The 26,826-nt window shown below is 69.6% G+C and carries 27 protein-coding genes and 3 tRNA genes; 22 read left to right on the forward strand and 8 right to left on the reverse strand.

The window, feature by feature from the left end; translation table 11 throughout:
* Positions 1-6: 6 nt before the first annotated feature.
* Positions 7-453 (reverse strand): iron chaperone, encoded by a 447-nt coding sequence (locus ACK4SC_RS03660; protein WP_409614922.1) that lies wholly within the window; start codon positions 451-453, stop codon positions 7-9.
* A 213-nt stretch (positions 454-666) separates the two neighbouring features.
* Between ACK4SC_RS03660 and ACK4SC_RS03665 the strand changes: the two genes are divergently transcribed.
* Positions 667-1,662 carry a replication initiator gene (locus ACK4SC_RS03665; protein WP_409614924.1) on the forward strand — a complete coding sequence of 332 codons (996 nt, stop codon included), beginning with the start codon at positions 667-669 and terminating at the stop codon, positions 1,660-1,662.
* Between the two features lie 345 nt (positions 1,663-2,007).
* Positions 2,008-2,337, forward strand: coding sequence for a hypothetical protein (locus ACK4SC_RS03670; protein WP_026095586.1), 330 nt, complete (start codon positions 2,008-2,010; stop codon positions 2,335-2,337).
* A 25-nt stretch (positions 2,338-2,362) separates the two neighbouring features.
* Here the strand turns inward: ACK4SC_RS03670 and ACK4SC_RS03675 are convergent, their stop codons facing one another.
* The gene (locus ACK4SC_RS03675; RefSeq protein WP_409614926.1) at positions 2,363-2,776 is read right to left on the reverse strand and encodes a helix-turn-helix domain-containing protein; all 414 of its coding nucleotides are present in this window, start codon (positions 2,774-2,776) and stop codon (positions 2,363-2,365) included.
* 96 nt (positions 2,777-2,872) lie between these two features.
* Here ACK4SC_RS03675 and ACK4SC_RS03680 point away from each other — a divergent pair, with 96 nt between their 5' ends.
* Positions 2,873-3,877 (forward strand): tyrosine-type recombinase/integrase, encoded by a 1,005-nt coding sequence (locus ACK4SC_RS03680; RefSeq protein WP_409614928.1) that lies wholly within the window; start codon positions 2,873-2,875, stop codon positions 3,875-3,877.
* Positions 3,878-3,880: 3 nt separating this feature from the next.
* Here the strand turns inward: ACK4SC_RS03680 and ACK4SC_RS03685 are convergent.
* From ACK4SC_RS03685 to ACK4SC_RS03695, 3 genes are all read right to left on the reverse strand, one after another.
* Positions 3,881-3,953, reverse strand: a tRNA-Phe gene (locus ACK4SC_RS03685).
* A gap of 82 nt (positions 3,954-4,035) precedes the next feature.
* Positions 4,036-4,109 (reverse strand) — tRNA-Asp (locus ACK4SC_RS03690).
* A gap of 32 nt (positions 4,110-4,141) precedes the next feature.
* Positions 4,142-4,214, reverse strand: a tRNA-Glu gene (locus ACK4SC_RS03695).
* 239 nt (positions 4,215-4,453) lie between these two features.
* On the opposite strand from ACK4SC_RS03695, the gene ACK4SC_RS03700 reads away from it, so the two are divergent.
* On the forward strand, positions 4,454-5,854 hold the full coding sequence (locus ACK4SC_RS03700) for a M23 family metallopeptidase (protein WP_409614930.1): 1,401 nt from the start codon (positions 4,454-4,456) through the stop codon (positions 5,852-5,854).
* Positions 5,855-5,863: 9 nt separating this feature from the next.
* Positions 5,864-7,297, forward strand: a complete 1,434-nt coding sequence (locus tag ACK4SC_RS03705) for an NlpC/P60 family protein (RefSeq protein WP_409614932.1) — start codon at positions 5,864-5,866, stop codon at positions 7,295-7,297.
* Positions 7,298-7,380: 83 nt separating this feature from the next.
* On the opposite strand, the gene ppa is transcribed toward ACK4SC_RS03705, so the two are convergent.
* Positions 7,381-7,872, reverse strand: a complete 492-nt coding sequence (ppa, locus tag ACK4SC_RS03710; protein WP_096423209.1) for an inorganic diphosphatase — start codon at positions 7,870-7,872, stop codon at positions 7,381-7,383.
* A 91-nt stretch (positions 7,873-7,963) separates the two neighbouring features.
* On the opposite strand from ppa, the gene tilS reads away from it, so the two are divergent.
* The 16 genes from tilS to glsA all read left to right on the forward strand — a co-directional run bounded on the left by tilS (position 7,964) and on the right by glsA (position 23,095).
* Positions 7,964-8,983: a tRNA lysidine(34) synthetase TilS gene (gene tilS / locus ACK4SC_RS03715; protein WP_409614933.1), complete on the forward strand. Its 1,020-nt coding sequence runs from the start codon at positions 7,964-7,966 to the stop codon at positions 8,981-8,983.
* A 50-nt stretch (positions 8,984-9,033) separates the two neighbouring features.
* Positions 9,034-9,585: a hypoxanthine phosphoribosyltransferase gene (gene hpt, locus ACK4SC_RS03720; RefSeq protein ID WP_409614935.1), complete on the forward strand. Its 552-nt coding sequence runs from the start codon at positions 9,034-9,036 to the stop codon at positions 9,583-9,585.
* Between the two features lie 82 nt (positions 9,586-9,667).
* On the forward strand, positions 9,668-11,698 hold the full coding sequence (gene ftsH, locus ACK4SC_RS03725; RefSeq protein ID WP_409614937.1) for an ATP-dependent zinc metalloprotease FtsH: 2,031 nt from the start codon (positions 9,668-9,670) through the stop codon (positions 11,696-11,698).
* A 6-nt stretch (positions 11,699-11,704) separates the two neighbouring features.
* Positions 11,705-12,289, forward strand: coding sequence for a GTP cyclohydrolase I (gene folE / locus ACK4SC_RS03730; protein ID WP_409614939.1), 585 nt, complete (start codon positions 11,705-11,707; stop codon positions 12,287-12,289).
* Positions 12,286-13,128 (forward strand): dihydropteroate synthase, encoded by an 843-nt coding sequence (folP, locus tag ACK4SC_RS03735; protein ID WP_409614941.1) that lies wholly within the window; start codon positions 12,286-12,288, stop codon positions 13,126-13,128. Before folE ends, folP begins: the two co-directional genes overlap by 4 nt.
* Entirely contained in the window at positions 13,125-14,015 is an 891-nt protein-coding gene (gene folK, locus ACK4SC_RS03740) for a 2-amino-4-hydroxy-6-hydroxymethyldihydropteridine diphosphokinase (protein ID WP_409614943.1), read from the forward strand. The genes folP and folK overlap by 4 nt, the downstream gene beginning before the upstream one ends.
* The gene (locus ACK4SC_RS03745; protein WP_409614945.1) at positions 14,012-14,479 is read left to right on the forward strand and encodes a DUF3180 family protein; all 468 of its coding nucleotides are present in this window, start codon (positions 14,012-14,014) and stop codon (positions 14,477-14,479) included. The genes folK and ACK4SC_RS03745 overlap by 4 nt, the downstream gene beginning before the upstream one ends.
* A gap of 13 nt (positions 14,480-14,492) precedes the next feature.
* Complete coding sequence (locus ACK4SC_RS03750) at positions 14,493-15,056, forward strand: PH domain-containing protein (RefSeq protein WP_409614947.1); 564 nt, start codon at positions 14,493-14,495, stop codon at positions 15,054-15,056.
* Positions 15,053-16,708: a PH domain-containing protein gene (locus ACK4SC_RS03755; RefSeq protein WP_409614949.1), complete on the forward strand. Its 1,656-nt coding sequence runs from the start codon at positions 15,053-15,055 to the stop codon at positions 16,706-16,708. Before ACK4SC_RS03750 ends, ACK4SC_RS03755 begins: the two co-directional genes overlap by 4 nt.
* Positions 16,705-17,451 (forward strand): Rossmann-like and DUF2520 domain-containing protein, encoded by a 747-nt coding sequence (locus tag ACK4SC_RS03760; RefSeq protein WP_409614950.1) that lies wholly within the window; start codon positions 16,705-16,707, stop codon positions 17,449-17,451. The genes ACK4SC_RS03755 and ACK4SC_RS03760 overlap by 4 nt, the downstream gene beginning before the upstream one ends.
* The gene (gene panC, locus ACK4SC_RS03765) at positions 17,448-18,320 is read left to right on the forward strand and encodes a pantoate--beta-alanine ligase (RefSeq protein ID WP_409614951.1); all 873 of its coding nucleotides are present in this window, start codon (positions 17,448-17,450) and stop codon (positions 18,318-18,320) included. The genes ACK4SC_RS03760 and panC overlap by 4 nt, the downstream gene beginning before the upstream one ends.
* Positions 18,321-18,975: 655 nt before the next feature.
* Complete coding sequence (gene lysS / locus ACK4SC_RS03770) at positions 18,976-20,505, forward strand: lysine--tRNA ligase (RefSeq protein WP_409614953.1); 1,530 nt, start codon at positions 18,976-18,978, stop codon at positions 20,503-20,505.
* 19 nt (positions 20,506-20,524) lie between these two features.
* Positions 20,525-20,689: a hypothetical protein gene (locus ACK4SC_RS03775; protein ID WP_409614955.1), complete on the forward strand. Its 165-nt coding sequence runs from the start codon at positions 20,525-20,527 to the stop codon at positions 20,687-20,689.
* A 209-nt stretch (positions 20,690-20,898) separates the two neighbouring features.
* Entirely contained in the window at positions 20,899-21,477 is a 579-nt protein-coding gene (locus tag ACK4SC_RS03780) for a hypothetical protein (protein ID WP_409614957.1), read from the forward strand.
* A gap of 86 nt (positions 21,478-21,563) precedes the next feature.
* Complete coding sequence (locus tag ACK4SC_RS03785) at positions 21,564-21,749, forward strand: hypothetical protein (RefSeq protein WP_096423197.1); 186 nt, start codon at positions 21,564-21,566, stop codon at positions 21,747-21,749.
* Between the two features lie 68 nt (positions 21,750-21,817).
* Entirely contained in the window at positions 21,818-23,095 is a 1,278-nt protein-coding gene (gene glsA, locus ACK4SC_RS03790; protein ID WP_409614959.1) for a glutaminase A, read from the forward strand.
* 3 nt (positions 23,096-23,098) lie between these two features.
* Here the strand turns inward: glsA and ACK4SC_RS03795 are convergent, their stop codons facing one another.
* Positions 23,099-24,094: a pirin family protein gene (locus ACK4SC_RS03795; protein ID WP_409614961.1), complete on the reverse strand. Its 996-nt coding sequence runs from the start codon at positions 24,092-24,094 to the stop codon at positions 23,099-23,101.
* Positions 24,095-24,135: 41 nt separating this feature from the next.
* Positions 24,136-24,267 (reverse strand): hypothetical protein, encoded by a 132-nt coding sequence (locus ACK4SC_RS03800; protein ID WP_409614963.1) that lies wholly within the window; start codon positions 24,265-24,267, stop codon positions 24,136-24,138.
* Between ACK4SC_RS03800 and ACK4SC_RS03805 the strand changes: the two genes are divergently transcribed.
* Entirely contained in the window at positions 24,266-26,764 is a 2,499-nt protein-coding gene (locus tag ACK4SC_RS03805; protein WP_409614965.1) for an ATP-dependent Clp protease ATP-binding subunit, read from the forward strand. The genes ACK4SC_RS03800 and ACK4SC_RS03805 overlap by 2 nt on opposite strands.
* Positions 26,765-26,826 lie beyond the last annotated feature (62 nt).

Raw genomic sequence — 26,826 nt, forward strand, 5'->3', positions numbered from 1 at the left:
TGTGACTCAGTCCTCGGCGACCGCCTTCTCGACCAGGTGGCGGATCTGCGCTTCTTCCGCCTCCCCGATCGCGGTGACCGCCCACGACGTCGGCCACATCGACCCGTCGTCGAGGGTGGCCGGGTCTTGGAAGCCGAAGGTGCTGTAGCGCGACTCGAACTTCGAGGCGGTCTGGAAGAAGCAGACAACCTTTCCGTCGAGAGCCCATGCGGGCATCCCGTACCAGGTCTTGCCCTGCAGCTGCGGCGCCGCCTCGCTGACGATCAGGTGGATGCGCTCGGCAATGACCCGCTCATCGTTGGGCATCGCGGCGATCGCCTCGAGCAGCTTCTCGAGGTCGGCGGCCGCCTTCGTGGCGCCCTTCGTCTTGCGCCCCTCGGCGCGCAGCTCCTCGGCTCGCGCCTTCATCGCGGCGCGCTCGGCGTCGCTGAAACCCTCAGTCGTGGTGGCCATACCGATGATCGTGTCAGGCCCCGCCGAGCGACGGAAGACCCGTTAACGACGAAACCCCCGCCAATCAGCGGGGGTTTCTGGTGGTGGCTCCGACCGGCATCGATCCGGTGACCTTTCGATTTTCAGGCGAGGGCGTAGTGCTGCGTTTCTCGCATGGAGCGCCCTTCCGAGACTTCTACTGCTTCCGCTCCTGCGGGGTGCGTTCGTCCGTTCATGACGAAGGCGGGCGTTGCGGTGCGCTGCCAGTCGCGGATTCGGAGCGTGTGCCCGTCGTGCGCCGAGCTGTATCGGGGGGACTGGGCGGCGATTGCTCGCTCGGGTGTGTTCGATGGGCCGGTGCGTGACTTCCGCTTCTACCTGCTGACGCTGACGGCTCCCTCGTTCGGTCGCGTGCATCGCGTGCCAAAGGTCGAGGGCGCGAAGGTCGGGCAGTGCGGCTGCGACGCCACGCACACGGTCGCGGATGCTGACCTGCGGGGCGTGCCGCTGGATATGGCCTCCTACGACTACGCGGGCCTCGTGGCGTGGAATCGGGACTCTGGTCTGCTGTGGGATCGCACGCGGCGGCGCCTTCGGGACTACTGGCCGTCGGTGGAGTTCTTCGTGGTGCGGGAGTGGCAGGATCGCGGCGCGCTGCACTTGCACGCGCTGGTGCGGATCGCGCGTACTGAGGCGCCGCGTCCTGAGCGGCTGGGGGATGCGGCGCGCACGGCGTCGGCTTTCTCGTTGGTCGATGGGGCGCTGGTGTCGTGGGGTGAGCAGGGCAACTGCCAGGCGTTTCGCGCTGACGGGGATGCGGCGAAGACGATTTGGTATCTGTCGAAGGCGCTGAATTACGTGCTGAAGGATGCGGTGACGGCATCGGGCGGCGGTGCTCGAGCGTGGGCGCACCTGTCGCGGCTGTCGGCTGCGGCGCGGTCGATGCGCTGCTCTCGGGAGTGTGCGCCTCGGGATTGTGTGAGTCGCACGCATCAGCGATACGGGGCGCGCGGTCACGTGGTGAGCGCGTCGCGGCGCACGCGGCATCGGGTGGGGTGGTCGTTCACGGGTATGACGCGCAAGAAGCAGCGTCAGCTGCGGCGGGAGTGGGTGGCGGCTCGAGCGGCTGGTGCGGAGTCGTCGCCGGCTGAGCGTGTGGTCGCGGTGCTCGAGGCGGGCGCGGTGCGCGCGGAGCGCGAGCTGCGGGCGCGGGTTGTCGCGATCCCATAGCGGCGTGCGTTCTCGCTGGTGGCGTTCGGTCGGGGGTTCGTCTTGCGTCGGCGCTGGGGCGGGCTTGCGGGGCATCCGCCGGAGGGGGCCCCGCAGGGGCCCGACGGCGGGGCGCCGTGAGCGGGCCCGGTGCGGCGGAAGTGGATCACGGGCGGGGCCTGCTCGAGCCGACCCGACTCTCGAGGCGGGTGAATTCCGCAGGAATTCGCGCGCGGTGGTCAACCCGAGTGCGCCCGGGTCGACCACCGCGACGAGCGACGGCGGGTGGCCAGACTCGCCTAGGGCGTGTTGATCAAGAAGGTGCGGGGTGGCCAGCCGCCGCGAGTTGCGTGGGAGAATGGGCGTGTGAAGATCCAGGTGCTGCATATCGAGGATTGCCCGAATTGGCAGGAGGCGGGCGATCGAGTACGGCTGGTGCTCGACTCGATCGGACGGGGCGATGTTCCGGTGGAGTTCGTGTTGATCCGCACCGAGGCTGAGGCGGTGAGCTCTGGTTTCGCGGGCTCGCCCACGATTCTTCTGGACGGTCAGGACTTGTTCCCGTCCCAGGGGAACACTGCCGACCTGGCGTGCAGGGTCTATCTGACCGAGCGCGGCTTTGCGGGTGCGCCGACGGTGGGACAGCTTGAGCGCACGCTGCAGGAGCGCGAAGCGCTCAGCGGAGATCGGTCTTGATCTTGTGGGGGAAATTTCGGGAGAGCTATTCCTCGTAGGTCAGGGGGTGCTGCGCCCATCGATTGACGGTGCTCAGCCCAACACCCAATAGGCGCGCAACTTCACGCTGGGTGAAGCCCTGTTTCGTGAGGGCGTACTCGACGACGAGACGCTCCCAGTTCGCATAGTCCTTGCGAAAGCTCCCCATCCCGGCCAATGTGCGACGAACGGCCTCCCGCACTCGCTGTTCGTACTCGTCGACGGCGTGTTCATGCTGTCCGGATCGCTCGACTGTTTCCCATGCATCTGCGATCTTCTGGGACGTGGCGTGCCCGCCTATAACGCGCAGCTCCTCGCCGAGGTCGGATAACCGCGCGCCAAGCTCATGAAGACCGACATCGTCGACTTGGCGGCCTTCTCGCACGATCTCCTCGTTGTCTGCTGATCGTTCCTGCGCCATTCCCTCAAGGTACTAGCCCGCTGCGACATCTGCACTCGTTCGCGAACAAACACGGATCATGTTCGCGAACGCGAACGACTCGTGTAGAGTGCGTACATGTTCGCGAACGAGTACAACACCGAGACTCTGGTCAGTGTGTTGTGGGACGGGTTGAGCCCCGCATTGTTCACGAAGATCGCCCCCGGTACGCAACGCGCCTATTCCGTTGCCTGGCGCCTGCGGGTCGCTCCCGTGTTCGGCGATCGCGCCATTGGCTCGCTCACAACTCTTGACGTCGAGGTTGCTTTCGCGAAGTGGACTGGATCGGAATCAACTCGAGCCGACGCTCTCGGTGCGCTCTCCGCGCTTTGTCGCCTCGCCGTGAAGGGCGGCTTCATCGCATCTAACCCTTGTACCGGTGTTGATCGTCGCCGCGACCAGGCGCCTGATGTTGCGGCGCGGGCGTTGACCGCGAGTGAGTTCCGTCGACTGCTCGAACTTCTTCCATCCTCGGGCCCATATCGACGCTTTGTTCTTGCCATGGCCTACACCGGCTGTCGCCTGGGGGAAGTCGCCGGGCTCCGCGTCGCTGATGTCGATTGGGACTCTCGCACTGTCCGCGTCAGTCGCACGGCGTCGGCGGGTGTCCGGGGAGAGGTTCGCGTCGGCCCGACGAAGGGGCGTCGTGTTCGGAATGTCCCTGTGGTCGATCAACTACTGCCGCTGCTGCTCGAGGCGGCGGAAGGAAAAGGAGCGCACGAATACCTCTTCACGGGTCCGCGTGGCGGCTTCATCAACTCGAAGAACCTCAGTCGCGCACTTGACTGGCATTCGATCCGCGACCAGATCAAGACATTCGGTCCGGACGAGAACGCACTCCACTGGCACGACTTACGCCACACGGCGGCGGTGTTCTTCTTCGAGGCGGGGCTACCCGCGCCCGATGTTCAGGCGATCCTGGGGCACTCATCGTTGCTTGTTACGCAGCTGTATGCGGACACCAGGCAACTCGCCGCGAGGCGAGCTGTACCGGCGCTGTCGCAGTACTTGAGTGCCCAGTCGAGAGGTCAACTCGAGGGAGGTGACCAAGCGGCAAAAACCGCCTCTGACCTGGTTATTTGAAAGTGGCTCCGACCGGCATCGATCCGGTGACCTTTCGATTTTCAGTCGAACGCTCTACCAACTGAGCTACAGAGCCTTGTCGCAGCAAAGGGCCGAAACGCTTTGCCTAGTGAAAAAGCCCCACCTCGTGCTGTTGCACTGGATGAGGCTTCACACCGCGACCCTGACGGGACTTGAACCCGCGACCTCCGCCGTGACAGGGCGGCACGCTAACCAACTGCGCCACAGGGCCTTGCTTATGAAATTGTACTGGTTGCCTCGTTGTGACCCCAGCGGGATTCGAACCCGCGCTACCGCCGTGAAAGGGCGGCGTCCTAGGCCGCTAAACGATGGGGCCTAAGCGAATCGACGAGGCGACCGGTACGCAAGCATAGGGCCACCGCCGCGTTTCTGCCAAACCGTGGCGCGGCCCGGGGTTACGGTCAGCGCAGCGATACGGCACCACCCGCGAGGTGGGGCCGCACTTGCCGTGCGGAGCGGCGCCCTAGCCGATCCGTGCATCCGTTGGTACTGTGATCAATGGTGCGCGTGGGGAAAATGTGACATAACGCATTCGCACCGGAATCGGACAGGCACATGCGCGACTTCTTCGCCCGGCTCGGGGGAGCCACGACCGCGACATCCACGGATGCGCGGCCGCGTTCTCGACGACCCCGCACGCTCGCCACCGTGGCCGCCATCGCCGCCGGTCTCATGCTGCTGACGACCGGCATCACCGCCGCCGACACGGCCGCGCGCGCCAACACCTACCCGAGCTGGGACGACGTGCTCGCGGCCCGCGACGACGTGAACCAGCAGCAGGCAAAGATCACCGAGATTCGCGGCCTGATCGCGAGCCTCGCCGCCGCCGTCGAGGAAGCCCAGGCCGAGGCCGAGGAAAAGGGCACGATCTACTACGAGGCGCAGCTCGCCTTCGACGAGGCTGCCTTCCGTGCCGACGAGCTGCAGCGCCAGGCCGACGAGGCGCAGGCCATCGCCGATGAGTCGCGCCTGCGGGCCGGCCAGTTCGTCGCCGAGCTGTCGCGCGCCGGCGGAGGAGACCTGTCGGCCTCGCTCTTCACGAACCCCGGCGAGGCCGAAGCCCTGCTGTCGCGCCTCGGCTACGCCAGCAAGATCAGCGAGCAGGCCGAAGGCATTTACGCCGTTGCCCTTGCCGACCAGAACGCGGCCCAGTCGCTCAGCGAGCAGGCCCAGATCGCCCGCGAGATCCGCGAAGAATTGCGCGTGGAGGCCGAGCGCGCGTTCGAACAGGCGCAGGCCGCGCAGGTCGCTGCCGAAGAAGCCTTCGCCGCGCAGCAGGAAAACCAGCGGCGACTCGAAGAGCAGCTGGGCGTCCTTCAGGGTGTCCTCCAGACCACGGAAGAGCAGTGGGAAGAGGGCGAGCGCATCCGCAAGGAGGAAGAGGAGCGCAAACGCCGCGAAGAAGAAGCGCGACGCCTCGCCGCCGAGGAGGAGGCGCGACGTCTCGCCGCGGAAGAGGCCGCGCGACGGGCCGCGCAGCAGCCCGGCCCCGGGCCGAGCGGCGGCGGGGGCGGCGGCAGCGCGAGCGGCGCCGGCCAGGTCGTCAACGGCTGGTCGAACCCGCTCAACGGCCCGATCACGTCCAACTTCGGCTACCGCGTGCATCCCGTCTTCGGCTATGTCGCCCTGCACGCCGGCGTCGACATCGGCGCCCCCTGTGGCCGCCACATGTTTGCGGCCTCCAGTGGCACCGTCACCTACGCCGGCTGGAACGGCGGCTACGGCAACTTCGTGCGCATCGACCACGGCGACGGCCTGACCACTTCGTACGGGCACATCCAGCACGGCGGAATCCTCGTGGCGAACGGCCAATTCGTTCAGGCGGGTCAGCTCATTGCGCTCGTCGGCACGACGGGAAACTCGAGCGGCTGCCACCTGCACCTCGAGACCCGCACCTGGGGCAACGCGTTTGACCCCGTACCGTTCCTGCGCAGCAAGGGCGTCAGTATTGGGTAGGCGGCGCTGATGCGTCGCCCCGGGCGTCGCAGCGTCGCCGCAGCCGCCGTGGTTGCGGCTCTGACGCTCGCCCCCGGGGCCATTACCGCCACCGCGCAGCCGACCCCGCCGTCGGCCCCCTCGTGGGATGAGGTCGAGCGCGCCCAAGGTGACGTGCGCGCGACCGAGGCCGCCATCGCCCGCATCATCGACGCCGTGCGCGACGGCGAGGCCACAGCGGCCGCCGCCGCCCGCGAGGCACTCATCGCCGGCGAGGACTACCAACTGGCCGTCATCGCGCTCGACGAGACCACCGGGATGCTCGACGCACTCGAGCGCCGACGCGACGCCGCCGACGCGGTCGCCACCGCATCGGCGCTGCGCGCGGCGCAACTGGTGACCCAGTTGAGCCGGGCCAGTGGTGGCGACATCACCACCTCGCTGCTCATCTCGACCGACGCCGAGGGGCTGCTCTGGCGACTGGGCTCGCTGTCAAAGCTCACCCAGTCGAGTCGCTCGCTGCTCGACCAGGCCATCGCCGACCGCGACTTCGCCGCCTCGCTCGCCGAGCAGGCCGAGGTGGCGCGGGGCGAGCGGGAGCGGCTCGTCGCCGACGCTGACGCGGCGCTCACCACTGCGATGGACGCCGCCGTGATCGCCGAGCAGCGCGTCGCCGAACAGCAGGCCCAGGTACTCGAACTCTCGGAGCGCCTCGCGGTACTCACCGGCCGCAGCGCCGAACTCGAGCGCGCCTACCTCGACGCAATCCGCGCCGAAGACCCGGCGCCGGCGCCTCCGGCTCCGCCCGCGACCCCCGCACCGCCATCCCCGAGCCCCACACCGAGCGCGCCCGCGCCGCGACCGACCGTGAGCCCGACACCGGGAGCGCCGTCGCCCAGCCCGACGCCGACCGCGCCCACGCCGCGGCCCACGTCCCCGTCACCGACACCGCCGGCGCCGTCGCCCACACCGCCCGCCCCCAGCCCGAGCCCTCCCGCTCCGGCGCCCAGCCCCACGCCGACCCCGACGCCGACCCCCACGCCGCCGCCGTCGAGCAGCGTTCCCGCGCCCAACCAGGCGGCCGTGAACACCGCCATCGCGTTCGCGCGCCAGCAGCTCGGCAAGCCGTATCTCTTCGGCGGGCGCGGCCCCGACGCGTGGGACTGCTCGGGCCTCACGATGATGGCCTACGCGGCCGCCGGGTACTCGATCGGGGGCCACTCGGCGACCATGCAGTACGCGGTCGCCGCACAACGCGGCCGCACCCTGCCCTACTCGCAGGCGCTGCCCGGTGACCTCATCTTCTACTCGACCGGCGGCTCGGCCACCGCCTCGAAGTACCACGTGGCGATGTACCTCGGGCAGGGCCAGATGATCGAGGCGCCGTCACCCGGCAACCCGGTGCGCATCGTCGCCGTGCGGCACTTCGAACGGGTGCCCTTCGTGGCGCGACCGACGCCGTAGAGCCGGCCGCGAGCATCCCGAATCGGGCCGAAGGGCGCGAAAAAGGGGCGCCCGCGAACGGAACGCCCCTCAGTCGATGTGGTTTAGTGCTCGTGGGGCACGTAGGCCTCGATGCCGGCCTGGATGATCGCCTCGGCCTCGGCCGCGTTGCCCCAGCCCTCGGTCTTGACCCACTTGCCGGGCTCGAGGTCCTTGTAGTGCTCGAAGAAGTGCTCGATCTCCTTCTTCGTGTACTCGGGGATCGAGTCGACGTCCTGAATGTGGTCCCAGCGCGGGTCCTTCGCCGGCACCGCGATGACCTTCGCGTCGCTGCCGCCGTCGTCGGTCATGTTGAACACGCCGACCGGACGCACCGTCAGACCAACGCCCGGGAACAGCGGGTACTCGGTGAGCACCAGCACGTCGACCGGGTCGCCGTCGAGGCCCAGCGTGTTCTCGAAGAAGCCGTAGTCGGTCGGGTAGACGAACGACGTGTACAGCACGCGGTCGAGGAACACGCGGCCCGTGGCGTGGTCAACCTCGTACTTGTTGCGGCTGCCGCGGGGAATCTCGATGACGGCGGGGTAGGCGCCCATGTGGTTGCTCCTGAAGTCGGTGGGTGCGGGTCGATCGCCCGCGGGACGACCGGGCGCGACGCCCGGAAATCGGCGGCTCTAACCTTAGTAGATGGCTCCCGAGCGCCCGGAGGACGGCGACCGCCGCCCCCGGCTCACCCCCGCAATGGCGGATGCTCGGCGCGCGGTGCGCCAATCTCTCGCCGACCTCGAGGCGGGTTTCGTCGCGCTTGTCGCGCTGAGCGGTGGCCCCGACTCGCTCGCACTCGCCGCCGCCACCGCGTTCGAGGCGCCGCGGGCGGGACTGCGCGCCGGCGCTGTGATCGTCGACCACCAGCTGCAAGAGGGCTCGGGGGAGGTGGCCGCCCGGGCCGCCGAGCAGGCCCGCGTGCTCGGGCTCGACCCGGTCGAGGTGGTGCGCGTCGACGTCGCGCCGTTCCGCGCGGGCGGCGGCCCGGAAGCCGCGGCCCGCGACGCCCGGTACGCCGCGCTCGCGGAGGCCGCGCGGCGCCACTCGGCGTCCACCGTGCTGCTCGGGCACACGCTCGACGACCAGGCCGAAACCGTGCTGCTCGGGCTCGCCCGCGGCAGCGGGGCCGCCAGTCTCAGCGGCATGGCGGCCGTGAACGGGGTCTACCGGCGGCCGTTTCTGGGGTTGCGGCGAGCATCCACGGTTCAGGCCTGCCGCGATCAGGGCCTCGCGCCCTGGAGCGACCCGCACAATGCCGACCCCGCGTTCACGCGCGTGCGCGTGCGCGACCGCGTGCTACCGCTGCTCGAATCAGAACTCGACCCCGGCGTCGTCGAGGCTCTCGCCCGCACCGCCGAGCTCGTGCGCGACGACGCCGACGCGCTCGACCGCATGGTCGACGAGGTCGCCGAAGAGCTCGTCGACCTCGACGACGGCGGATGCTCGGTGCCCGTCGCGTGGCTCGTCGCCAACCCCCGCGCGCTCGGCTCCCGCCTCGTGCGCCTCGTCGTTCGCGTCGAGTTCGGGCTGACCCTCACCCGTGAGCAGACCCTCGAGGTGCTACGGCTCGCCACCGACTGGCACGGCCAGGGCGCGGTGCACCTTCGCGGCGTTAGGGTGAGACGGGCGGGCACACGCATCGTGTTCACCGCCGCCGAGTGACCGGCCGACCGCCGATCTGACACCAGTTCTGACCCCTGGAGGACCCGCCCGTGGACGTCGACGAGATCCGCTCCGACCTGACCGAGGTGCTCATCACCGAGGAGGAGATCCACGCGAAGCTCGCTGAGCTGGCCCGCCGGGTCGAGGCCGACTACGCCGGCAACCCGCCGCTGCTCGTGGGCGTACTCAAGGGCGCCGTCATGGTGATGGCCGACTTCGCGCGCGAACTGAAGATGCACGTCGAGATGGACTGGATGGCCGTCAGCTCGTACGGCGCCAGCACCGAGTCGAGCGGCGTCGTGCGCATTCTGAAAGACCTCGACACCGAGATCGCGGGCCGCGACGTGCTCATCGTCGAAGACATCATCGACTCGGGGCTCACCCTGTCGTGGCTGCGCGCAAACCTCGAGTCGCGCGGGGCGGCGAGCGTGAAGATCCTCGCCCTGCTGCGCAAGCCCGAGGCCGCCAAGGTCGAGGTCGACGTCGAGTACGTCGGCTTCGAGATTCCGCCGGCCTTCGTCGTCGGGTACGGCCTCGACTTCGCCGAGAAGTACCGCAACCTGCGCGCCATCGGGGTGCTCGCCCCGCACGTCTACCAGTAGACCAGCCACCTCGGGGCTCTCGGTGCGCCTCCGGCGAACATCCAGCGGCCGCACGCGGCGCAAAAGGTAGCCTCAAGGGATCATGGCGAAGGCGAAGAAGAAGTTTTCGTGGAAGGGCCTGTTCAAAGGCCCCTTCCTCTACATCGCGCTGGGCGCGGTCGCACTCATTGTCGGTTTTAGCCTGCTCACGCAGGGCGGGTTCCGCGAGATCTCGACGGCCGAGGGCTTCGACGTCATCGCGAACGCCGAGGTCGAGTCGATCACGATCATCGACGGCCAGCAGCGCGTCGATGTCACCCTCGCGGAGGAGTACGAGGAGTTCGGCACCCAGGTGCAGTTCTACTACGTGTCGCAGCGCGGCGACGCGCTCATCGCGGCCGTCGAGGCGGCCGGCATCGAGGACTTCACCGACGAGGTGCCGCAGACGAACTTCTTCGCCTCGATCCTCGGGCTGATCATCCCGTTCCTCATCATCGGCATCATCTTCTACTTCCTGCTCACGCGCCTGCAGGGCGGCGGCGGACGCATCATGCAGTTCGGCAAGTCGCGCGCAAAGCTCGTCAGCAAGGAGAGCCCGCAGGTCACCTTCGACGACGTCGCCGGTGCCGAGGAGGCCATCGAAGAACTGCACGAGATCAAGGACTTCTTGAAGGATGCGTCGAAGTTCCAGGCGGTGGGGGCGCGCATCCCGAAGGGTGTTCTGCTCTACGGTCCTCCCGGGACCGGCAAGACGCTGCTCGCCCGCTCGGTCGCCGGTGAGGCGGGCGTGCCGTTCTATTCGATTTCGGGATCCGACTTCGTCGAGATGTTCGTCGGCGTGGGCGCGAGCCGCGTGCGCGACCTGTTCACCCAGGCGAAAGAGAACGCGCCGGCGATCATCTTCGTCGACGAGATCGACGCCGTCGGCCGCCACCGCGGCGCCGGCATGGGCGGCGGCCACGACGAGCGCGAGCAGACCCTCAACCAGATGCTCGTCGAGATGGACGGCTTCGACCCGAACACGAACGTCATCATGATCGCGGCGACGAACCGCCCCGACATCCTCGACCCGGCGCTTCTGCGGCCCGGACGCTTCGACCGGCAGATTCAGGTGGATGCTCCGAACATGGAGGGCCGTCGCAAGATTCTCGAGGTGCATGCGAAGGGCAAGCCGGTTGCCGAGGGCGTCGACCTGGAGGTCGTCGCGCGCAAGACTCCCGGCTACACCGGGGCCGACCTCGCCAACGTCTTGAACGAGGCTGCGCTGCTCACCGCGCGTCAGGGTGGCGAGCAGATCACCGCCGAGGCGCTCGACGAGGCCGTCGACCGCGTCATGGCCGGCCCGCAGCGCCGCACCCGCGTGATGCGCGACCACGAGAAGCTCATCACCGCCTACCACGAGGGCGGGCACGCACTCGCGGCGGCGGCGATGCGCAACACCGACCCCGTCACGAAGGTGACGATCCTGCCCCGCGGCCGCGCTCTCGGCTACACGATGGTGATGCCGATCGACGACAAGTACTCGGTCACCCGCAACGAGCTGCTCGACCAGCTGACCTACGCGATGGGTGGCCGCGTCGCCGAAGAGATCGTGTTCCACGACCCGACCACGGGCGCCAGCAACGACATCGAGAAGGCGACGAGCATCGCCCGCCGCATGGTCACCGAGTACGGCATGAGCGCCGAAGTGGGCGCCGTGAAGCTCGGCCAGTCGAGCGGCGAGGTCTTCCTCGGCAAAGACATGGGTCATCAGCGTGACTACTCCGAGAAGCTCGCTGAGCGCGTCGACGCGGAGGTGCGCGCGCTGATCGAGCAGGCGCACGACGAGGCCTGGCGCGTGCTCAACGACAACCGCGACATCCTCGACCGGCTCGCGAGCGAGCTGCTCGAGAAGGAGACGCTCGACCACGTGCAGTTGGCCGAGATCTTCGCCGATGTGAAGAAGCTGCCCGAGCGTCCGCAGTGGCTGTCGAGCGAGGGCCGGCCCCTGCCGAACATTCCGCCGGTGCCGATGCCCGAGAAGCCGCAGATCGAAGACGCGGTCGCCGCCGAGACGGCGCACAGCGACGCCGACGAGCGCGCCGGCGCCGGTGTGGCGCACCACGACGCGGCCCCCGATTCTGCGACAGACTAAGCATCCATGAGCCCGATCGACACCGCACGCATCGAGGCGGCGGTGGCTGAGATCATCGCCGCGATCGGTGACGACCCCGCCCGCCCGGGGCTGGCGACCACGCCGCAGCGGGTGGCGTCGAGCTACGCCGACTTTTTCGCCGGCGTCGGGGTCGACCCCGTGCCGATGCTGGAAGACTCGGCCGAGATGGCGACCGACCCCGGTGAGCGGGGAGAGCTGGTCGTCTTGCGCGACATCGCCCTGCGCTCGATGTGTGAACACCACCTGCTGCCCTTTACGGGCGTCGCCCACGTCGCCTACGTGCCCGACGAGCGCATCATCGGCCTCGGCCGCATTCCCGCGCTCATCGAGATCGTGTCGGCACGGCCTCAGCTGCAAGAGCGGCTCGGAGAAGACGTCGCCGCCGCGCTCGATGCCGCCGTGCGCCCGCACGGCGTGCTCGTTGTCGTGGATGCCCGGCACGGCTGCGTCGCCGCCCGCGGCGTACGCTACGCCGACTCCTCAACCGTGACGGTCGCGGCCCGCGGCACCTTGGCGGCCCCCGACCAGCAGGCCGCCGTCATGGCGCTCATCGGCCGGGGTGCTGCGTGACGGACACGAGCAGCACGCCCGCCGGCCCCGCGCTCGCCGGCCCCGCCATCTGGGGCATCCTGAACGTCACTCCCGACTCGTTCAGCGACGGCGGCCGCTTTGTGAACCCGCAGGTCGCGCTCCGGCACGCCGAGCGCATGGTCGCCGACGGCGCCACGGTCATCGACGTGGGTGGCGAGTCGACGCGTCCCGGGGCCGAACGCGTCAGCCCCGAGGTTGAGCAGGGGCGCGTGCTGCCGGTGATCCGCGCGCTCGCCGCCGCGAGCATCCCGGTGTCGATCGACACGATGAACGCCTCGACCGCCGCAGCCGCCGTCGAGGCCGGGGCGACGATCGTCAACGACGTGTCGGGTGGGCTCGCCGACCCGGCCATGGCGGCGACGGTCGCAGGGCTCGACGCCGACTACGTCGCCATGCACTGGCGCGGCCACTCGCACCGCTGGGACCAGGTCAGCGACTACGGCAACGTCGTCGCCGACGTCACGGCCGAGCTTCGCGCTCGACGGGACGCGCTGCTGGCCGCCGGGATCGCGCCCGAGCGGCTGTGGCTCGACCCGGGAATCGGCTTCGCGAAGGGGCCGGAGCACAATTGGCAGCTGCTGCGGGGGCTCGCCACGCTGCGCTCACTCGGCCACCCGCTGCTGGTGGGAGCCTCGCGTAAGCGGTTCCTCGGCGCTCTGCTGCCGAGCACCCAGCAGCCGAGCGACCGCGATGTCGCGACCGCCGCCGTCAGCGTCCTGTGCGCCGACGCGGGGGTTGCCGCCGTGCGCGTGCACGACGTCACGGCGAACGCGCAGGCGCTCGCCGTGTGGCGCGCCTGGCGCGGGGGCGCGGCGTGACCACCGCCGACACGATCACCCTGACGGGCGTCACCGCCACCGGCTTCCACGGTGTCTACCCCGACGAGCGCCGCGACGGCCAGCCCTTCGTCGTCGACGTCGTGTTGCACCTCGACCTGTCCCCCGCGGCAGCGAGCGACGATGTCGCCGACACCGTTCACTACGGCGAGCTTGCCGATGACCTCGTCGCCGCCATCGAGCGCGACCCGGTCGATCTCATCGAGACGCTCGCCGAGCGGCTGGCCGCCGTGTGCCTCGCGCGCGAGGGCGTGCATCGCGCGACCGTGACGGTGCACAAGCCCCAGGCGCCCATCGCGGTTCCGTTTGGCGACGTGGCCGTTACGGTCACCCGGGATGCGCCGCTCACGCGCGCCGTCATCGCCCTCGGCGCGAACCTCGGTGAGCGCATTGCCGCGCTCGACGACGCGCTCGTGGCGCTCGCCGCGCTGCCCGCCACGCAGGTCGTCGCCTGCTCGCGCTGGCACGACTCGATCGCGCTCACGCCCGAGGGGCCCGACCCGTCGAAGCCCGGCTACCTGAACGGTGTTGCCCTCATCGACACGGCGCTCGCCCCCACGCACCTGCTGCACCATCTGTTGCGCATCGAGCGCGAGCACGGGCGCGACCGCGGCGCCCACGTCGCCCGCTGGGCCGACCGCACCCTCGACCTCGACCTGATCCAATACGGCGATGTCACGCGTGACGACTCCCGTCTGACCCTGCCGCACCCCCGCGCGCACGAGCGCGAGTTCGTGCTCGAACCCTGGCTCGAAATCGACCCGGATGCTCGGCTCGGCGCCCGCGGACGGGTCGCCGACCTGCTCGCCGCGCTGCGCGCATCCGACCGCGCCGCCGCAGATGCGACCGACACCGGGGGTGCGCCGTGACGCGCACGACCCCCGGCCCGCTGCTTGCGCTCGCCGTCGTGGGTGCGGTCGTCGGCTTCATCGCCGACACGCTGCTCGCCGGCCAGGGCCGGCCCGTTTTCGTGCCGCCGGTGTCGCTCGCCATCGCCCTCGTGCTGATCGCGGCCGCCCTGCTCGCCGGAGCCTGGCCGGTGCGCCGCGCGGCCGCCGGAGAGCGGCGCATCGACCCCTTCTATGCGACCCGCATCGTCGTGCTCGCGAAGGCGAGCGCGCTGGGCGGTGCGTTGCTCGCGGGCGCAGCCGCGGGCATCCTGATCTACCTGTTGAGTCGTACGGTCGTGCCGGTAGGCTCTGCGCTGACCACGGGGGCGGCCCTCGTGGGCGCGGTCGTGTTGCTGGGCGCCGCGCTCGTCGCCGAACACTTCTGTTCGGTGCCGCCGCCCGCCGACGATGATGACGCCGACGCGGCTCCCGCTGCCGGCTGAGGGAGACAACCGCGTGACCGACCCGACACCCGCGAGCGAGACGCCGACCGCCGATCGCGAGTCGCCGACCGCCGCTCCCGAGTCGTCGACCTCCGCCCGAATCGAGCTGCCCGTCGAGCCCGGCGAGTGGCAGCGCGTGTCGCCGAAGTATATCGTGGTCGACATCGTCGGCTGGCTGATCTTCGGCGGCATCATGACCGTCGCCTCGTTCACCCCGTACTGGATCGGCTGGTCGCTCGGCTGGATTCTGCCCGTTGCCCTCGGCACGATCTTCCTGCTCGTGATCGCCTTCACCCCCCGCCGCGTGCGGGCCATCGGTTACGCGCTGCGTGACGACGACCTGCTGTTTCGCCGCGGCATCCTCTTTCAGCGGTTCGTCGCGGTGCCCTACGGGCGAATGCAACTGGTCGACATCAGCCGCGGACCGGTCGCGCGCATGCTGGGTCTGGCCGAGCTGAAGTTCGTGACGGCGGCCGCCTCGAGCGGCGTGCTGATTCCCGGGCTGCCGCTCGAGCGTGCCGAACAGCTGCGCGACCACCTCGTCGCGGTCGCCGAGACGCGCCGGGCGGGTCTGTGAGCGACGAGCTCGCGCCGCAGCGGGAGGCCACCGCGACCGACTTCACCGACGGTGAGTGGCACCGCCTGCACCGGGCGACGCCGCTGTTTCGCGGTGGACTGACTCTGCTCATCATCGTCGGCATCATCGTCGCGAACTTCCGCGAGCGCTTCTTCGACGCGATCCTTCCCGGCAGCGGCGAGTTCACGCCCGAAGACCCCCTGTTCGAGTACATCCTCGCCGAGAACCTCATCCTGCAAGCGGCGGCGGCGCTACTCGGACTCCTGCTCCTGATCGTCGCCGGGTTCTGGCTGTCGTGGCGCTTCCACTCGTTCCGCATCACAGACCAGGTCGTCGAGGTGCGGTCGGGCATCCTGTTTCGGACTAACCGAAAAGGGCGCCTCGATCGCATTCAGGGCATCAACATCGTTCGCCCGTTCATCCCGCGCCTGTTTGGGGCCGCGAAGCTCGAGATCTCGGTCGCGGGCAACGACGCGAACGTTCCGCTGCAGTACTTGACCGGCGCGCAGGCCGACGCTCTGCGCCGCGACATCCTGTTGCTCGCCTCGGGGGCGCGACGCAACGCACGAGGCAGCAACGAGGGCGCCGAGGTGCCACCGGGCGCCCCCCTCACGCTTGGCTCGAACGTCATCGATCAGCGGGTGCACGAGTTTCTCGCACCCGAGCTCGACCCGAACCTCGCCGAGCCCGAGTCGGTCGTGCACATGGACCCGGGGCGGCTCATCGGTTCGACGGTGCTCGGCGGCCCCGCGATCATCTTCGTGCTGCTCACCGCCGGCCTCATCACGGGCATCACGCTGACGGGCGAGATCGCCCTCATCGCGGGATTCATTCCCGCCATGATCGGTATCGGCGGCTTCCTCATCAGCCGCATCACCCGATCGCTGCGCTATTCGATCGCGGCGACCCCCGACGGCGTGCGGGTCGGATTCGGTCTGCTCTCAACCTCGAACGAGACGCTGCCGCCGGGGCGCATTCACTCGGTCAAGGTGAGCCAGCCGCTGTTGTGGCGGCCGTTCGGCTGGTGGCAGATCGCCGTCAACCGGGCCTCCCGCTCGTCGGCGCAGGGTGCGGGAGGCCAGGCGCAGACCACGATCCTCCCCGTCGGCAACGCCGACGACGTGCGCACCGTGCTGCGCCTGCTGCTACCCGCCGGAGTCACCGACGACTCGATGCCGATGATCGACCTCGGCCTCACCGGCTCGGGCGACGAGGGGGGATTCGTCCCCTCGCCGCGCCGAGCCCGGCCGCTGCGCTGGTTCTCCGTGAAGCGCAACGCGACCGCCCTGACGCCCGAACTCGTCATGCTGCGCACCGGCGCGATCTGGCGTGCCCTCACGCTGGTTCCGTACCCGCGCATCCAATCGGTTGCGCTCACTCAGGGGCCGATCCTGCGCGCGCTGCGACTCGGAGCCGTCGACGTGCACACCGTCGCAGGCCCCATCAGCGCCGGAATCGGCGCCCTCGACCGCGACCACGCGCTCAGCTTCTTCGAGCACGTCAGCGGGCGGGCGATCGCCGCGGCCGAGCGTGACACGAGCCACCGCTGGGGTGCCGCGGCGGGGGCCGACGCCGCGGGAGCCGACGCCGCGGAGATCGCGCTGGCCCCTCGCGCCGCCGACGAACCTCCGGCCCGGGAGGGCGCGTCGTGACCGCACGCGACGGGCGCCTCGGCGTCGGCATCGTCGGCGCGGGGCGGGTCGGCCCCGTGTTGGGCGCCGCGCTTGCCGGAGCCGGCCACGCCATCGTGGGTGTCTCGGCCGTGAGCGACGACGAGATCGACCGCGTCGACACGCTGTTGCCCGGCGCGCCCGTCGCGCGCGTGCCCGAGATCGTTGAGCGCAGCGAGCTCGTTGTGCTGGCCGTGCCCTCCGACGAGCTGCCCGACCTCGTCCGGGGGCTGGCCGCGGCTGGTGCGTGGCAGCCCGGCCAGCTGGTGTTGCACACGGCGCCCGGCCACGGCGTCGGCGTGCTCGACCCGGCGCGCGCGGCCGGTGCGATTCCGTTGGCCGTGCATCCGGCGCTCGACTTCACCGGCACATCCATGGATCTGATGCGGTTGCGCGAGGCGTGGTGCGCCGTGACGGCTCCCGCCCCCGTGCTGCCCATCGCCCAGGCGCTCGTCGTCGAGATGGGCGCTGAGCCGATCGTGATCGACGAAGCCGACCGGCCCGCGTACGCCGACGCGATCGCGGCCGCGTCGCAGTTCTCGCGTGCCGTTGTCGACCAGGCGGTCGACGGCTTGCGCAGCATTGGCGTCGACGAGCCGGGTCGCGTGCTCGGCGCCGTGGTGCGCTCCGCGGTCGAGAATGCCCTGCGCGAGGCGAGTGGCAGCCGCATCGACCCGGAACGATTCGTGCCGGAGGCCGACAACGACCACAATGGGGCACCGTGACCCACGACGCTGCCCCCGCTCCGCCGGTCGTGATCGACACCGTCGCCGGCGTGCGATCGGCCGTGGATGCGTGGCGAGCATCCGGTCAGTCGGTCGCGCTCGTTCCGACCATGGGGTCGCTGCATGACGGCCACCTGGCGCTCGTTGACCGCGCTGCGCAACTGGCCGACCGCGTCATCGTGTCGGTGTTCGTCAACCCGCTGCAGTTTGGTCCGAGCGAAGACTTCGAGCGCTACCCGCGCAGCCTGGAGGCCGACCGTGCGCTGCTCGCCGGGCGCGGAGTCGACGCGGTGTTCGCGCCGAGTGCCGACGAGATGTATCCGTCGGGCGGCGTCGCGACCCGGGTGACCGCGGGCGATGTCGGCGAGCGCTTCGAGGGGGCCTCGCGCCCGGGCCACTTCGACGGGGTGCTCACCGTCGTCGCGAAGCTGCTCGGTATCGTCACCCCGCACGTCGTGCTGTTCGGCGAGAAGGACGCCCAGCAGGTGTTTCTCGTCACCCGCATGGTGCGCGACCTCGACATCGACACCCGCGTGGAGGTCGTCGACACCGTGCGCGACCACGATGGGCTGGCCCTGTCGAGCCGCAACGCCTACCTTGACGAGCCCCACCGCCGGGTGGCGCTGGCGATTCCGGCGGCCCTCGACGCGGCCCGCTCGGCCGCTGACGGTGGGGTGGACGCGGCCCTGGCGGCGGCCCAGTCGGCGCTCGCCGGTCACCCCGAGGTCGACGTTGACTACGTTGCTCTCGTCGACCCGGCGACGTTCGACCCGGTCGCCGACGACCACCGCGGCGCCGCCCGGATGCTCGTGGCCGCGCGCGTCGGCGGCACGCGCCTGATCGACACGGCCGCGATCGCGCTCGGCTGATCCTGGGCCGTTGGGCCGTTGGGCCGTTGGGCCGTTGGGCCGTCGGGCCGTTGAGCCGTTGGGTTCGCGGTGCTGCGAGGCTCGTGCTGCCGCGCCCGCGGTGCCCGCTGCCGGGGGCTGCCGAGAAGCATGCGGGGTTCACCGCCACTACTCCGGTGTAGGACTTCCTACACCGGAGCTAGATAGCTGCGCGATGTGTGTCCCTACGCTTGTGTAGGACTTCCTCCACCGGAGTAGTCGCGCGAGGGGGTGCATGTCCTGCGTCGCTTTGTGCGGCGGTGCCCGCGTCCTGGGCGCGCACTCGCCCCCGTGCCCACTCGCCTCCGTGCGCACTCGCCCCCGTGCCCACTCGCCCCCGTGCGCACTCGCCCCCGTGCCCACTCGCCTCCGTGCGCACTCGCCCCCACGCACACTCGTCCTCGCACACCTCTCGCCCTCGCCCCGCCCTTCCGGAGCCGCATTGGTGAACCGGAGCCCGCTTGGTGGGGCTCTCGTTCAATGCAGCGGCTCCGGTTCGCCGCGGGGCGCCGCGGGGCGCCGCGCCGCGGGGCGGGGCGCGCGGGGCAGGGGGACGACACCTGCGCGGGGGCCCGCGTCGAGTCAGGGTGCGTACGCGCGCCGTTAGGCTAGAGCGGTTGACCGAGGAGCCCCACGCATGACCGAGAACACCGCAGCGCCGACGAGCGCGGCGCCCGCCGACGCGAGCGACGAGCCGACGATCGAGGAGATCGCCGAGCAGAAGCAGGTGCGCCTCGACAAGCGTGAGCGGATGCTCGCGGCCGGCATCGAACCGTACGCGATCGGTCTCGAGGTGACCGACAGCATCCCCGCCGTGCGTGAGCGGTTCCCTGAGCTCGAGGCCGACGTGCAGACCGGGGAGCGCGTCGCGCTTGCCGGCCGCATCGTGTTCAGCCGCAACACCGGCAAGCTCTGCTTCGCCACGCTGCAGTCGGGTGACGGCTCCCGCATCCAGGTGATGGTGTCGCTCGCCGAAGTCGGCGACGAGTCGCTCGCCCAGTGGAAAGAGTTCACCGACCTCGGCGACCACGTCTTCGTCGAGGGCGAGGTCATCACGAGCCGCCGCGGCGAGCTCAGCATCATGGTGTCGAGCTGGGCGATCGCGGCGAAGGCGATTCTGCCGCTGCCGACCCTGCACAAAGAACTCAGCGAAGAGACGCGCGTGCGCCAGCGCTACCTCGACCTCATCGTGCGCGAGCAGGCCCGCCAGACGGTCCGAGCCCGGGCGCTCGCGGTCGCGAGCCTGCGCCAGACCTTCGCCAACCACGGCTACCTCGAGGTCGAGACGCCGATGCTGCAGACCATGCACGGCGGCGCCTCGGCCCGCCCGTTCGTGACGCACTCGAACGCGTTCGACACCGAACTGTTCTTGCGCATCGCCCCCGAGCTGTTCCTGAAGCGCGCCGTCGTGGGCGGCATCGAGCGGGTGTTCGAGATCAACCGCAACTTCCGCAACGAGGGCGCCGACTCGACCCACAGCCCCGAGTTCGCGATGCTCGAGGCCTACCAGGCGTACGGCGACTACCACCAGATGGCCGACCTGACGCAAGAGATGATCCAGAACGCGGCGCTCGCCGTCGCCGGGTCGCACGTCGTCACCTGGGCCGACGGCACCGAATACGACCTCGGCGGCGAGTGGGATCGCCTCAGCATGTACGAGTCGCTGAGCGAGGCGGCGGGCGTCGAGGTGACCCCCGAAACCCCCATGGCCGAGCTCAAGAAGCTGGCCGACGCTGTCGACATCGAGATCGACCACCCGCTGCCGGGCAAGTACGTCGAAGAGCTGTGGGAGCACTACGTCAAGGGCTCGCTCACCCGGCCGACCTTCGTCATGGACTTCCCGGTCGACACGAGCCCCCTCGTGCGCGAACACCGCACGAAGAAGGGCGTCGTCGAGAAGTGGGACCTCTACGTGCGCGGCTTCGAGCTCGCGACGGCCTACTCCGAGCTCGTCGACCCGGTGATTCAGCGCGAGCGGTTCGTCGCCCAGGCGAAGCTCGCCGCCGGCGGCGACCTTGAGGCGATGCAGCTCGACGAGGCCTTCCTTACGGCGCTCGAGCACGGCATGCCCCCGTCGGGCGGAATGGGTATGGGCATCGACCGCCTGCTCATGGCGCTGACCGGTCTCGGTATTCGCGAGACGATCCTGTTCCCGCTGGTCAAGTAGCGCGGAGTAGCCTCACACCATGGTGTTCAACCGCGACGACGAGCTGAAGCTCCCCGGAGACGACGAGAAGAAGAAGCAGGGCGTGTCGATGAACCGCTTCGCCCTGTGGCTGGTCGTTGGCGGGTTCGGCGCCTATCTGCTGCTCTCGGGCATCTTCGGAATCATCGAGAAGTCGGGCCAGTAGCGGCCGCGCCGCGCACGCGGCATCACCCCCGTACTGGGGCGAGCGACTCGCGCCAGTACGGCTCTAGCCTGAGGCTGTCCGAAAGGACCGCACCCGGCTACCCGGCCGACACCCCGACGGCGGTTCGTTCAGACAGCACCCGACCCGAACCCGATGTGTCTGGCGTACCCGCGCCGACGACCTTCGCCCGACCCGAACGGCGAACCCCCATGGCTATTAAGTTGCGCCTGCGCACGGCTGCGAGCTTCATCGCTGGCATGGCGATCGTTTTCGCGATCGCCTGGGCCGACAGCGCCTTCGCCGTTGACTCGCTGCGCATCACGTCCCCCGCGCAGGGTGAGACGGTTGCCGGCGATCTGCGGGTTGAGGGCATTGTGGGCGGCGCCGGTGACGTTGACGTGACGCTGTCGCTGGCTCCTCAGGTGCTGGGCGACTGCCGCCCGTCTGTGCTGGATCGCGTTGTCACGGTGAGTGCGGGCGAGCCGTTCGCCGTCACCATCGTGACCGCCGGGCTCGACGCGGGCAGGTACTGCGTCGTCGCCGTCGCCGACGAGGGTCGGCTGTCGGCCGCAGTCGGCGACGTCACGATTGAGCCGGGCCTGAGTGAGCTCGATGGCTTCCAGCTGCCGACCCTGCCGCTCGACGGCGGGGATGCTCGTGGCCCTTCTCCGACGGGCTCCGACGCGGCCGTCATCATCCCCATCGCGCTCGGCAGCGTTGCCGCCGTTAGCGTGGTCGTCCTGTCCGTCGGCCTGGTCTACCGCCGCCGTCAGCTGCAGGACTCGTAGGAGCCGTCGCGCTCGCCCGGCCGCGCGCCGCGGGCGCGACGGTCTGCGTGGGGGCCGCTCCGAGCATCCCCGCGTACCATGTGGGCATGCCTGAATCGTTCTGGGGGAATGTGATCTTCTCGGTCACGCCCACGATCCTTCTCGGGCTGCTGTTCTGGTTCGCGATGCGCGCGATCATTCGCGCCGACCGCGCCGAACGACAGACGTTCAGCGAGATCGAGGCTGAAGAGCGGGCGCGCATCGAGAAGCAGGGTGCCGACCCGCACGAGTGAGAAGCGGCGGCGGCGCGGACGACTCTGTCCGCTCGTGAGCTCGAACGGCGGCGAGGGGGGAGCACGGCGTGGCGAGTCTGATCGGGGACCCCATCGGGCGGGCGCTCGGCGAATTGCACGAGCGGCTGCGACACGACTATCGCGGCGAGGTATCAGCGTCGATCCCGACGCTGGCAAACGCCGACCACCGACTCTTCGGGCTCGCCGTCTGCACTCCCGACGGCTACGTGTCGGCAGCCGGCGACACCGACGTCGAGTTTTCGGTGCAGTCGATCTCGAAGGCGTTCACGTACGCGCTGGCGTTGAACGATCGCGGGCTGGAGTCGGTGCACGAGCACGTGGGGGCCGAGCCGAGCGGCGAAGCGTTCAGCGCGATCAGCCTGGAGGAGGAGACGGGGCGCCCCGACAATCCGATGATCAACGCGGGGGCGATCGTGACGTGTGCCCTCGTTGACGGGGCGGACGCGCATGAGAAGTATGAGCGCATCCACGCGTTGATGGAGGCCGCTGCCGGCCGCCCGCTCGGATTCGACGAGACGGTGTACGAGGAGGAGCAGGGCGCCAGCGACCGCAACCGTGCGCTCGCCCACTTCATGCGCAGTGCAGGATCGCTCACCGACGAGGTTGACCCGACGATGGAGGTGTACCTGAAGCAGTGCTCGGTGCTCGTGTCGACTCGCGATCTCGCGGTCATGGGCGCCACGCTCGCGTCGGGCGGCGTCAACCCGTTGACGGGTGACCGGGTCTTCAGCGGCACGGTGGCCCGGCACGTGTTGACGGTCATGGCCACGTGTGGAATGTACGACTACTCGGGCGAGTGGTTGCTCACGGTCGGGACGCCGGCGAAGAGTGGGGTTTCTGGGGGGCTGATCACGGCGAGTCCCGGCCAGTTCGGTATGGGCCTGTTCAGCCCGAAATTGGATGCGCGGGGCAACTCGGTGCGAGCCGTTTCCGCTTCGCAGGATCTCGCGAACCGCTACGAGCTGCACGCGCTGACCCTGCCCGGCGGGAATCTGCCGGTGGTGCGTGAGAGCGAGGAGCGCTGGCCCGAGCACGGCGCCGGCGTGGTGTCGGTGCAGGGCGACCTGGTGTTCGCGTCGATGCGCGGAGTGTTGAACGCGATCGAGGATGTGCTGGAGTCCTCCGACCGGGTGCTGGTGCTCGACCTGGACCGGGTGACGCGCGTGCACCAGGTGGGTGAGCGGATTCTGCAGGAGGCGATTGATCGGCTCGAGCAGCACGATCACGCCGTCGTCATTGTGGATGGGGCGCAGCGCGGAATCGTCTCGGGCGCGGTCGAGGTTGCGAGCCTCGAGGAGGCGAAGGAGTGGTGCGCGGCGCGCTAGGCGCTACGGCTGCTCGCGGGGCCTCAGGCGGATGCTCGGCAGGGCGGGCGCGGGAAGCGCGGGCCCGTCATACCCATCCACGTGGCCAAATCGACCCGCGCGGTCGGCGTCGTCGATGACGTCCGTCTGCCAGCGCTCGCGGAATGCGACGATCTCGTCGTGGTCGCGGCCGATGAAGTTCCACCACATGACGATCGGCTCGCCGAGCGGGGTTCCGCCGATCAGCAGGATGCGCAGCGGCGCGTCGGCCCCCGCCTCGATACGCAGGTAGTTGGCGCCCGGCGCGAGGTACCCGAGTTGCGTAGCCGCCACCTCGTGCTCGTCGTCGAGCGTCGCGTGGCCGGAGTCGACGAGCACGCCGTGCTCGAACGCCGGGTCGAGCGCCAGGTCGATGACGGCCCCCGCCGGCAGGTCGAGCTGCGCCCCGAGCAGTGGTGTGAACGTGCGGGCCACCGCCGCGTGATCAGCCAGCTCGGGCAGCTCGCCGACGAACACCCGCACGGTCGCGTCACCGAGCCGCACCGGCACGGGTTCCGTGTGCTCGAAGAACGGCGCGATGTGCCGGTCGCGGTCCGGCAGCGCCACCCACAGCTGCGCTCCGTGCAACCGGGTGGTCGTCGGCGTCGACACCTCCGAGTGCTGAATGCCCGAGCCCGCCGTCATCAGGTTCAGCTCGCCGGGCCGCACCATCTGGTGGGCGCCCGTCGAGTCGCGGTGCTCGATCTCACCCTCGAACAGCCAGCTGACGGTCTGCAGTCCGGTGTGGGGGTGGGGAGGGACGACCATGCCGGCATCCCGTTCGGTGATGTCGTCGGGGCCATAGTGATCGAGGAAGCACCACGCCCCGATGAGGCTGCGCCCGCGCTGCGGCAGAGTGCGGCGCACGGTCATCGCGCGCGGCCCGCCGAGCGGAACCTCACGCGGCTCGAGCAGCTGGAACCGGGGCGCGGTGGTGTCGTCGCACAGCAGCTCGGCCGGCTCGACCTCGAGGTTGCTCACGCGCTCACCCTACGCCGCGTCCCTTACGATTCGAGGTCCCGTCACGAGGTTTCTGTGAGGGCGCCGAACCCCGTCACGCCCACGGCGAACAGGGGCAGGATGCGGCACCCGCCGTGGTTACCCTCGATGTAACCGGAGGCATCCCATTCCGCCGCCGTGAGGAGTGACGACATGTTTGAACGCTTTACCGACCGAGCCCGTCGGGTTGTCGTGCTGGCCCAAGAAGAGGCCAAGATGCTCAACCACAACTACATCGGTACCGAGCACATCCTGCTCGGGCTGATTCACGAGGGGGAGGGCGTCGCCGCGAAGGCGCTTGAGTCACTCAACATCTCGCTCGACTCGGTGCGCGAGCAGGTGCAAGACATCATCGGCCAGGGGCAGCAGCAGCCGACCGGGCACATCCCGTTCACGCCGCGCGCCAAGAAGGTGCTCGAGCTGAGCCTGCGCGAAGCCCTGCAGCTCGGCCACAACTACATCGGCACCGAGCACATCCTGCTCGGGCTCATCCGCGAGGGCGAGGGCGTCGCCGCGCAGGTGCTCGTCAAGCTCGGCGCCGACCTGAACAAGGTGCGCCAGCAGGTCATCCAGCTGCTCAGCGGATACCAGGGCAAGGAAGCGGTCGCCGTCGGCGGCGAGTCGACCTCCAGCGACAAGGGCTCGCAGGTGCTCGACCAGTTCGGCCGCAACCTCACCGCCGCCGCGCGCGAGGGCAAGCTCGACCCCGTCATCGGCCGCGAGAAGGAGGCGGAGCGGGTCATGCAGATCCTCTCGCGCCGCTCGAAGAACAACCCCGTGCTGATCGGTGAGCCCGGGGTCGGCAAGACGGCCGTCGTCGAGGGTCTCGCGCAGGCGATCGTCAAGGGCGAGGTGCCCGAGACGCTGAAAGATAAGCAGCTCTACTCGCTCGACCTCGGCTCGCTGATTGCCGGTAGCCGCTACCGCGGTGACTTCGAGGAGCGACTGAAGAAGGTCACGAAGGAGATCCGCACCCGCGGCGACATCATCGTCTTCATCGACGAGATCCACACCCTGGTGGGTGCGGGCGCCGCCGAGGGCGCGATCGACGCTGCGAGCATCCTGAAGCCGCTGCTTGCCCGCGGCGAGCTGCAGACCATCGGCGCGACCACGCTCGATGAGTACCGCAAGCACTTCGAGAAGGACGCCGCGCTCGAGCGTCGCTTCCAGCCCGTCATGGTCAACGAGCCGGCGCTGCCGCACGCGATCAACATCCTCAAGGGTCTGCGCGACAAGTACGAGGCGTTCCACAAGGTGTCGATCACGGATGGCGCGCTCGTGGCCGCCGTGAACCTCGCCGACCGCTACGTGCAAGACCGCTTCCTGCCCGACAAGGCCATCGACCTGATCGACGAGGCCGGCGCGCGCCTGCGTCTGTCGATCCTGTCGGCGCCGCCCGAGCTGCGCGAGTTCGACGAGAAGATCGCCGCCGTGCGCACGCAAAAAGAGGAGGCGATCGAGGGCCAAGACTTCGAGAAGGCTGCGAGCCTGCGCGACGAAGAGAAGAAGCTCCTCGGCGAGCGGCTGCGCCTCGAGAAGCAGTGGCGTGCCGGCGAGGTCGCCGCGGGCGGAACCGTCGACGAGGGCGTCATCGCCGAAGTGCTGGCACAGGCCACGGGCATCCCGGTGTTCAAGCTCACCGAGGAAGAGTCCAGCCGCCTGATCTTCATGGAGAAGGCGCTGCACCAGCGCGTCATCGGTCAGAACGAGGCCATCTCGGCGCTCGCCAAGACGATCCGCCGCACGCGCGCCGGCCTGAAAGACCCGAAGCGCCCCAGCGGCTCGTTCATCTTCGCCGGCCCCACCGGCGTCGGAAAGACCGAGCTCGCCAAGGCGCTCGCCGAGTTCCTCTTCGACGACGAAGACGCGCTGATCTCGCTCGACATGTCGGAGTACGGCGAGAAGCACACCGTCTCGCGGCTGTTCGGAGCCCCTCCCGGCTTCGTCGGCTTCGAGGAGGGCGGCCAGCTCACCGAGAAGGTGCGCCGCAAGCCGTTCAGTGTCGTGCTCTTTGACGAGATCGAGAAGGCGCACCCCGACATCTTCAACTCGCTGCTGCAGGTGCTCGAAGAGGGTCGCCTGACCGACGGTCAGGGTCGCGTCGTCGACTTCAAGAACACGGTCATCATCATGACCACGAACCTCGGCACGAAGGACATCACCGGCGGCCCCGTCGGCTTCACGATCGAAGGCAACACCGAGGCGACCTACACCGCCATGCGCGCCAAGGTTGTCGAAGAGCTGAAGAAGCACTTCAAGCCCGAGTTCCTGAACCGCGTCGACGACACGATCGTGTTCCCGCAGCTGAACCAGGAGGAGCTGCTGCAGATTGTCGACCTGTTCATGAAGCGTCTCGCCGAGCGCCTGCTCGACCGCGACATGACGATCGAGGTCTCGCAGGCCGCGAAGGAGCAGCTCATCAAGGTCGGCTGGGACCCGACCCTCGGAGCCCGCCCGCTGCGCCGCGCCGTGCAGCACGAGGTCGAAGACAAGCTGTCGGAGGAGATCCTCCACGGCCGACTCAACGCCGGCGACCACATCGCCGTCGACTTCGTCGGAGGCGAGTTCGTGTTCACGACGACCCAGCGTGAGCTGGCCGCCGTCGACGCCGGCCCCGCCGCCGGCGCCCCGGAGCTGCCGGCCGCCGACTAACGCGACCGGGCCCACGATTACCGGCCCCGCGCATCCGAATGGGGGATGCGCGGGGCCGGTTT

The organism is Microcella sp. (genome assembly GCF_046293215.1).
GTDB lineage: Bacteria > Actinomycetota > Actinomycetes > Actinomycetales > Microbacteriaceae > Microcella.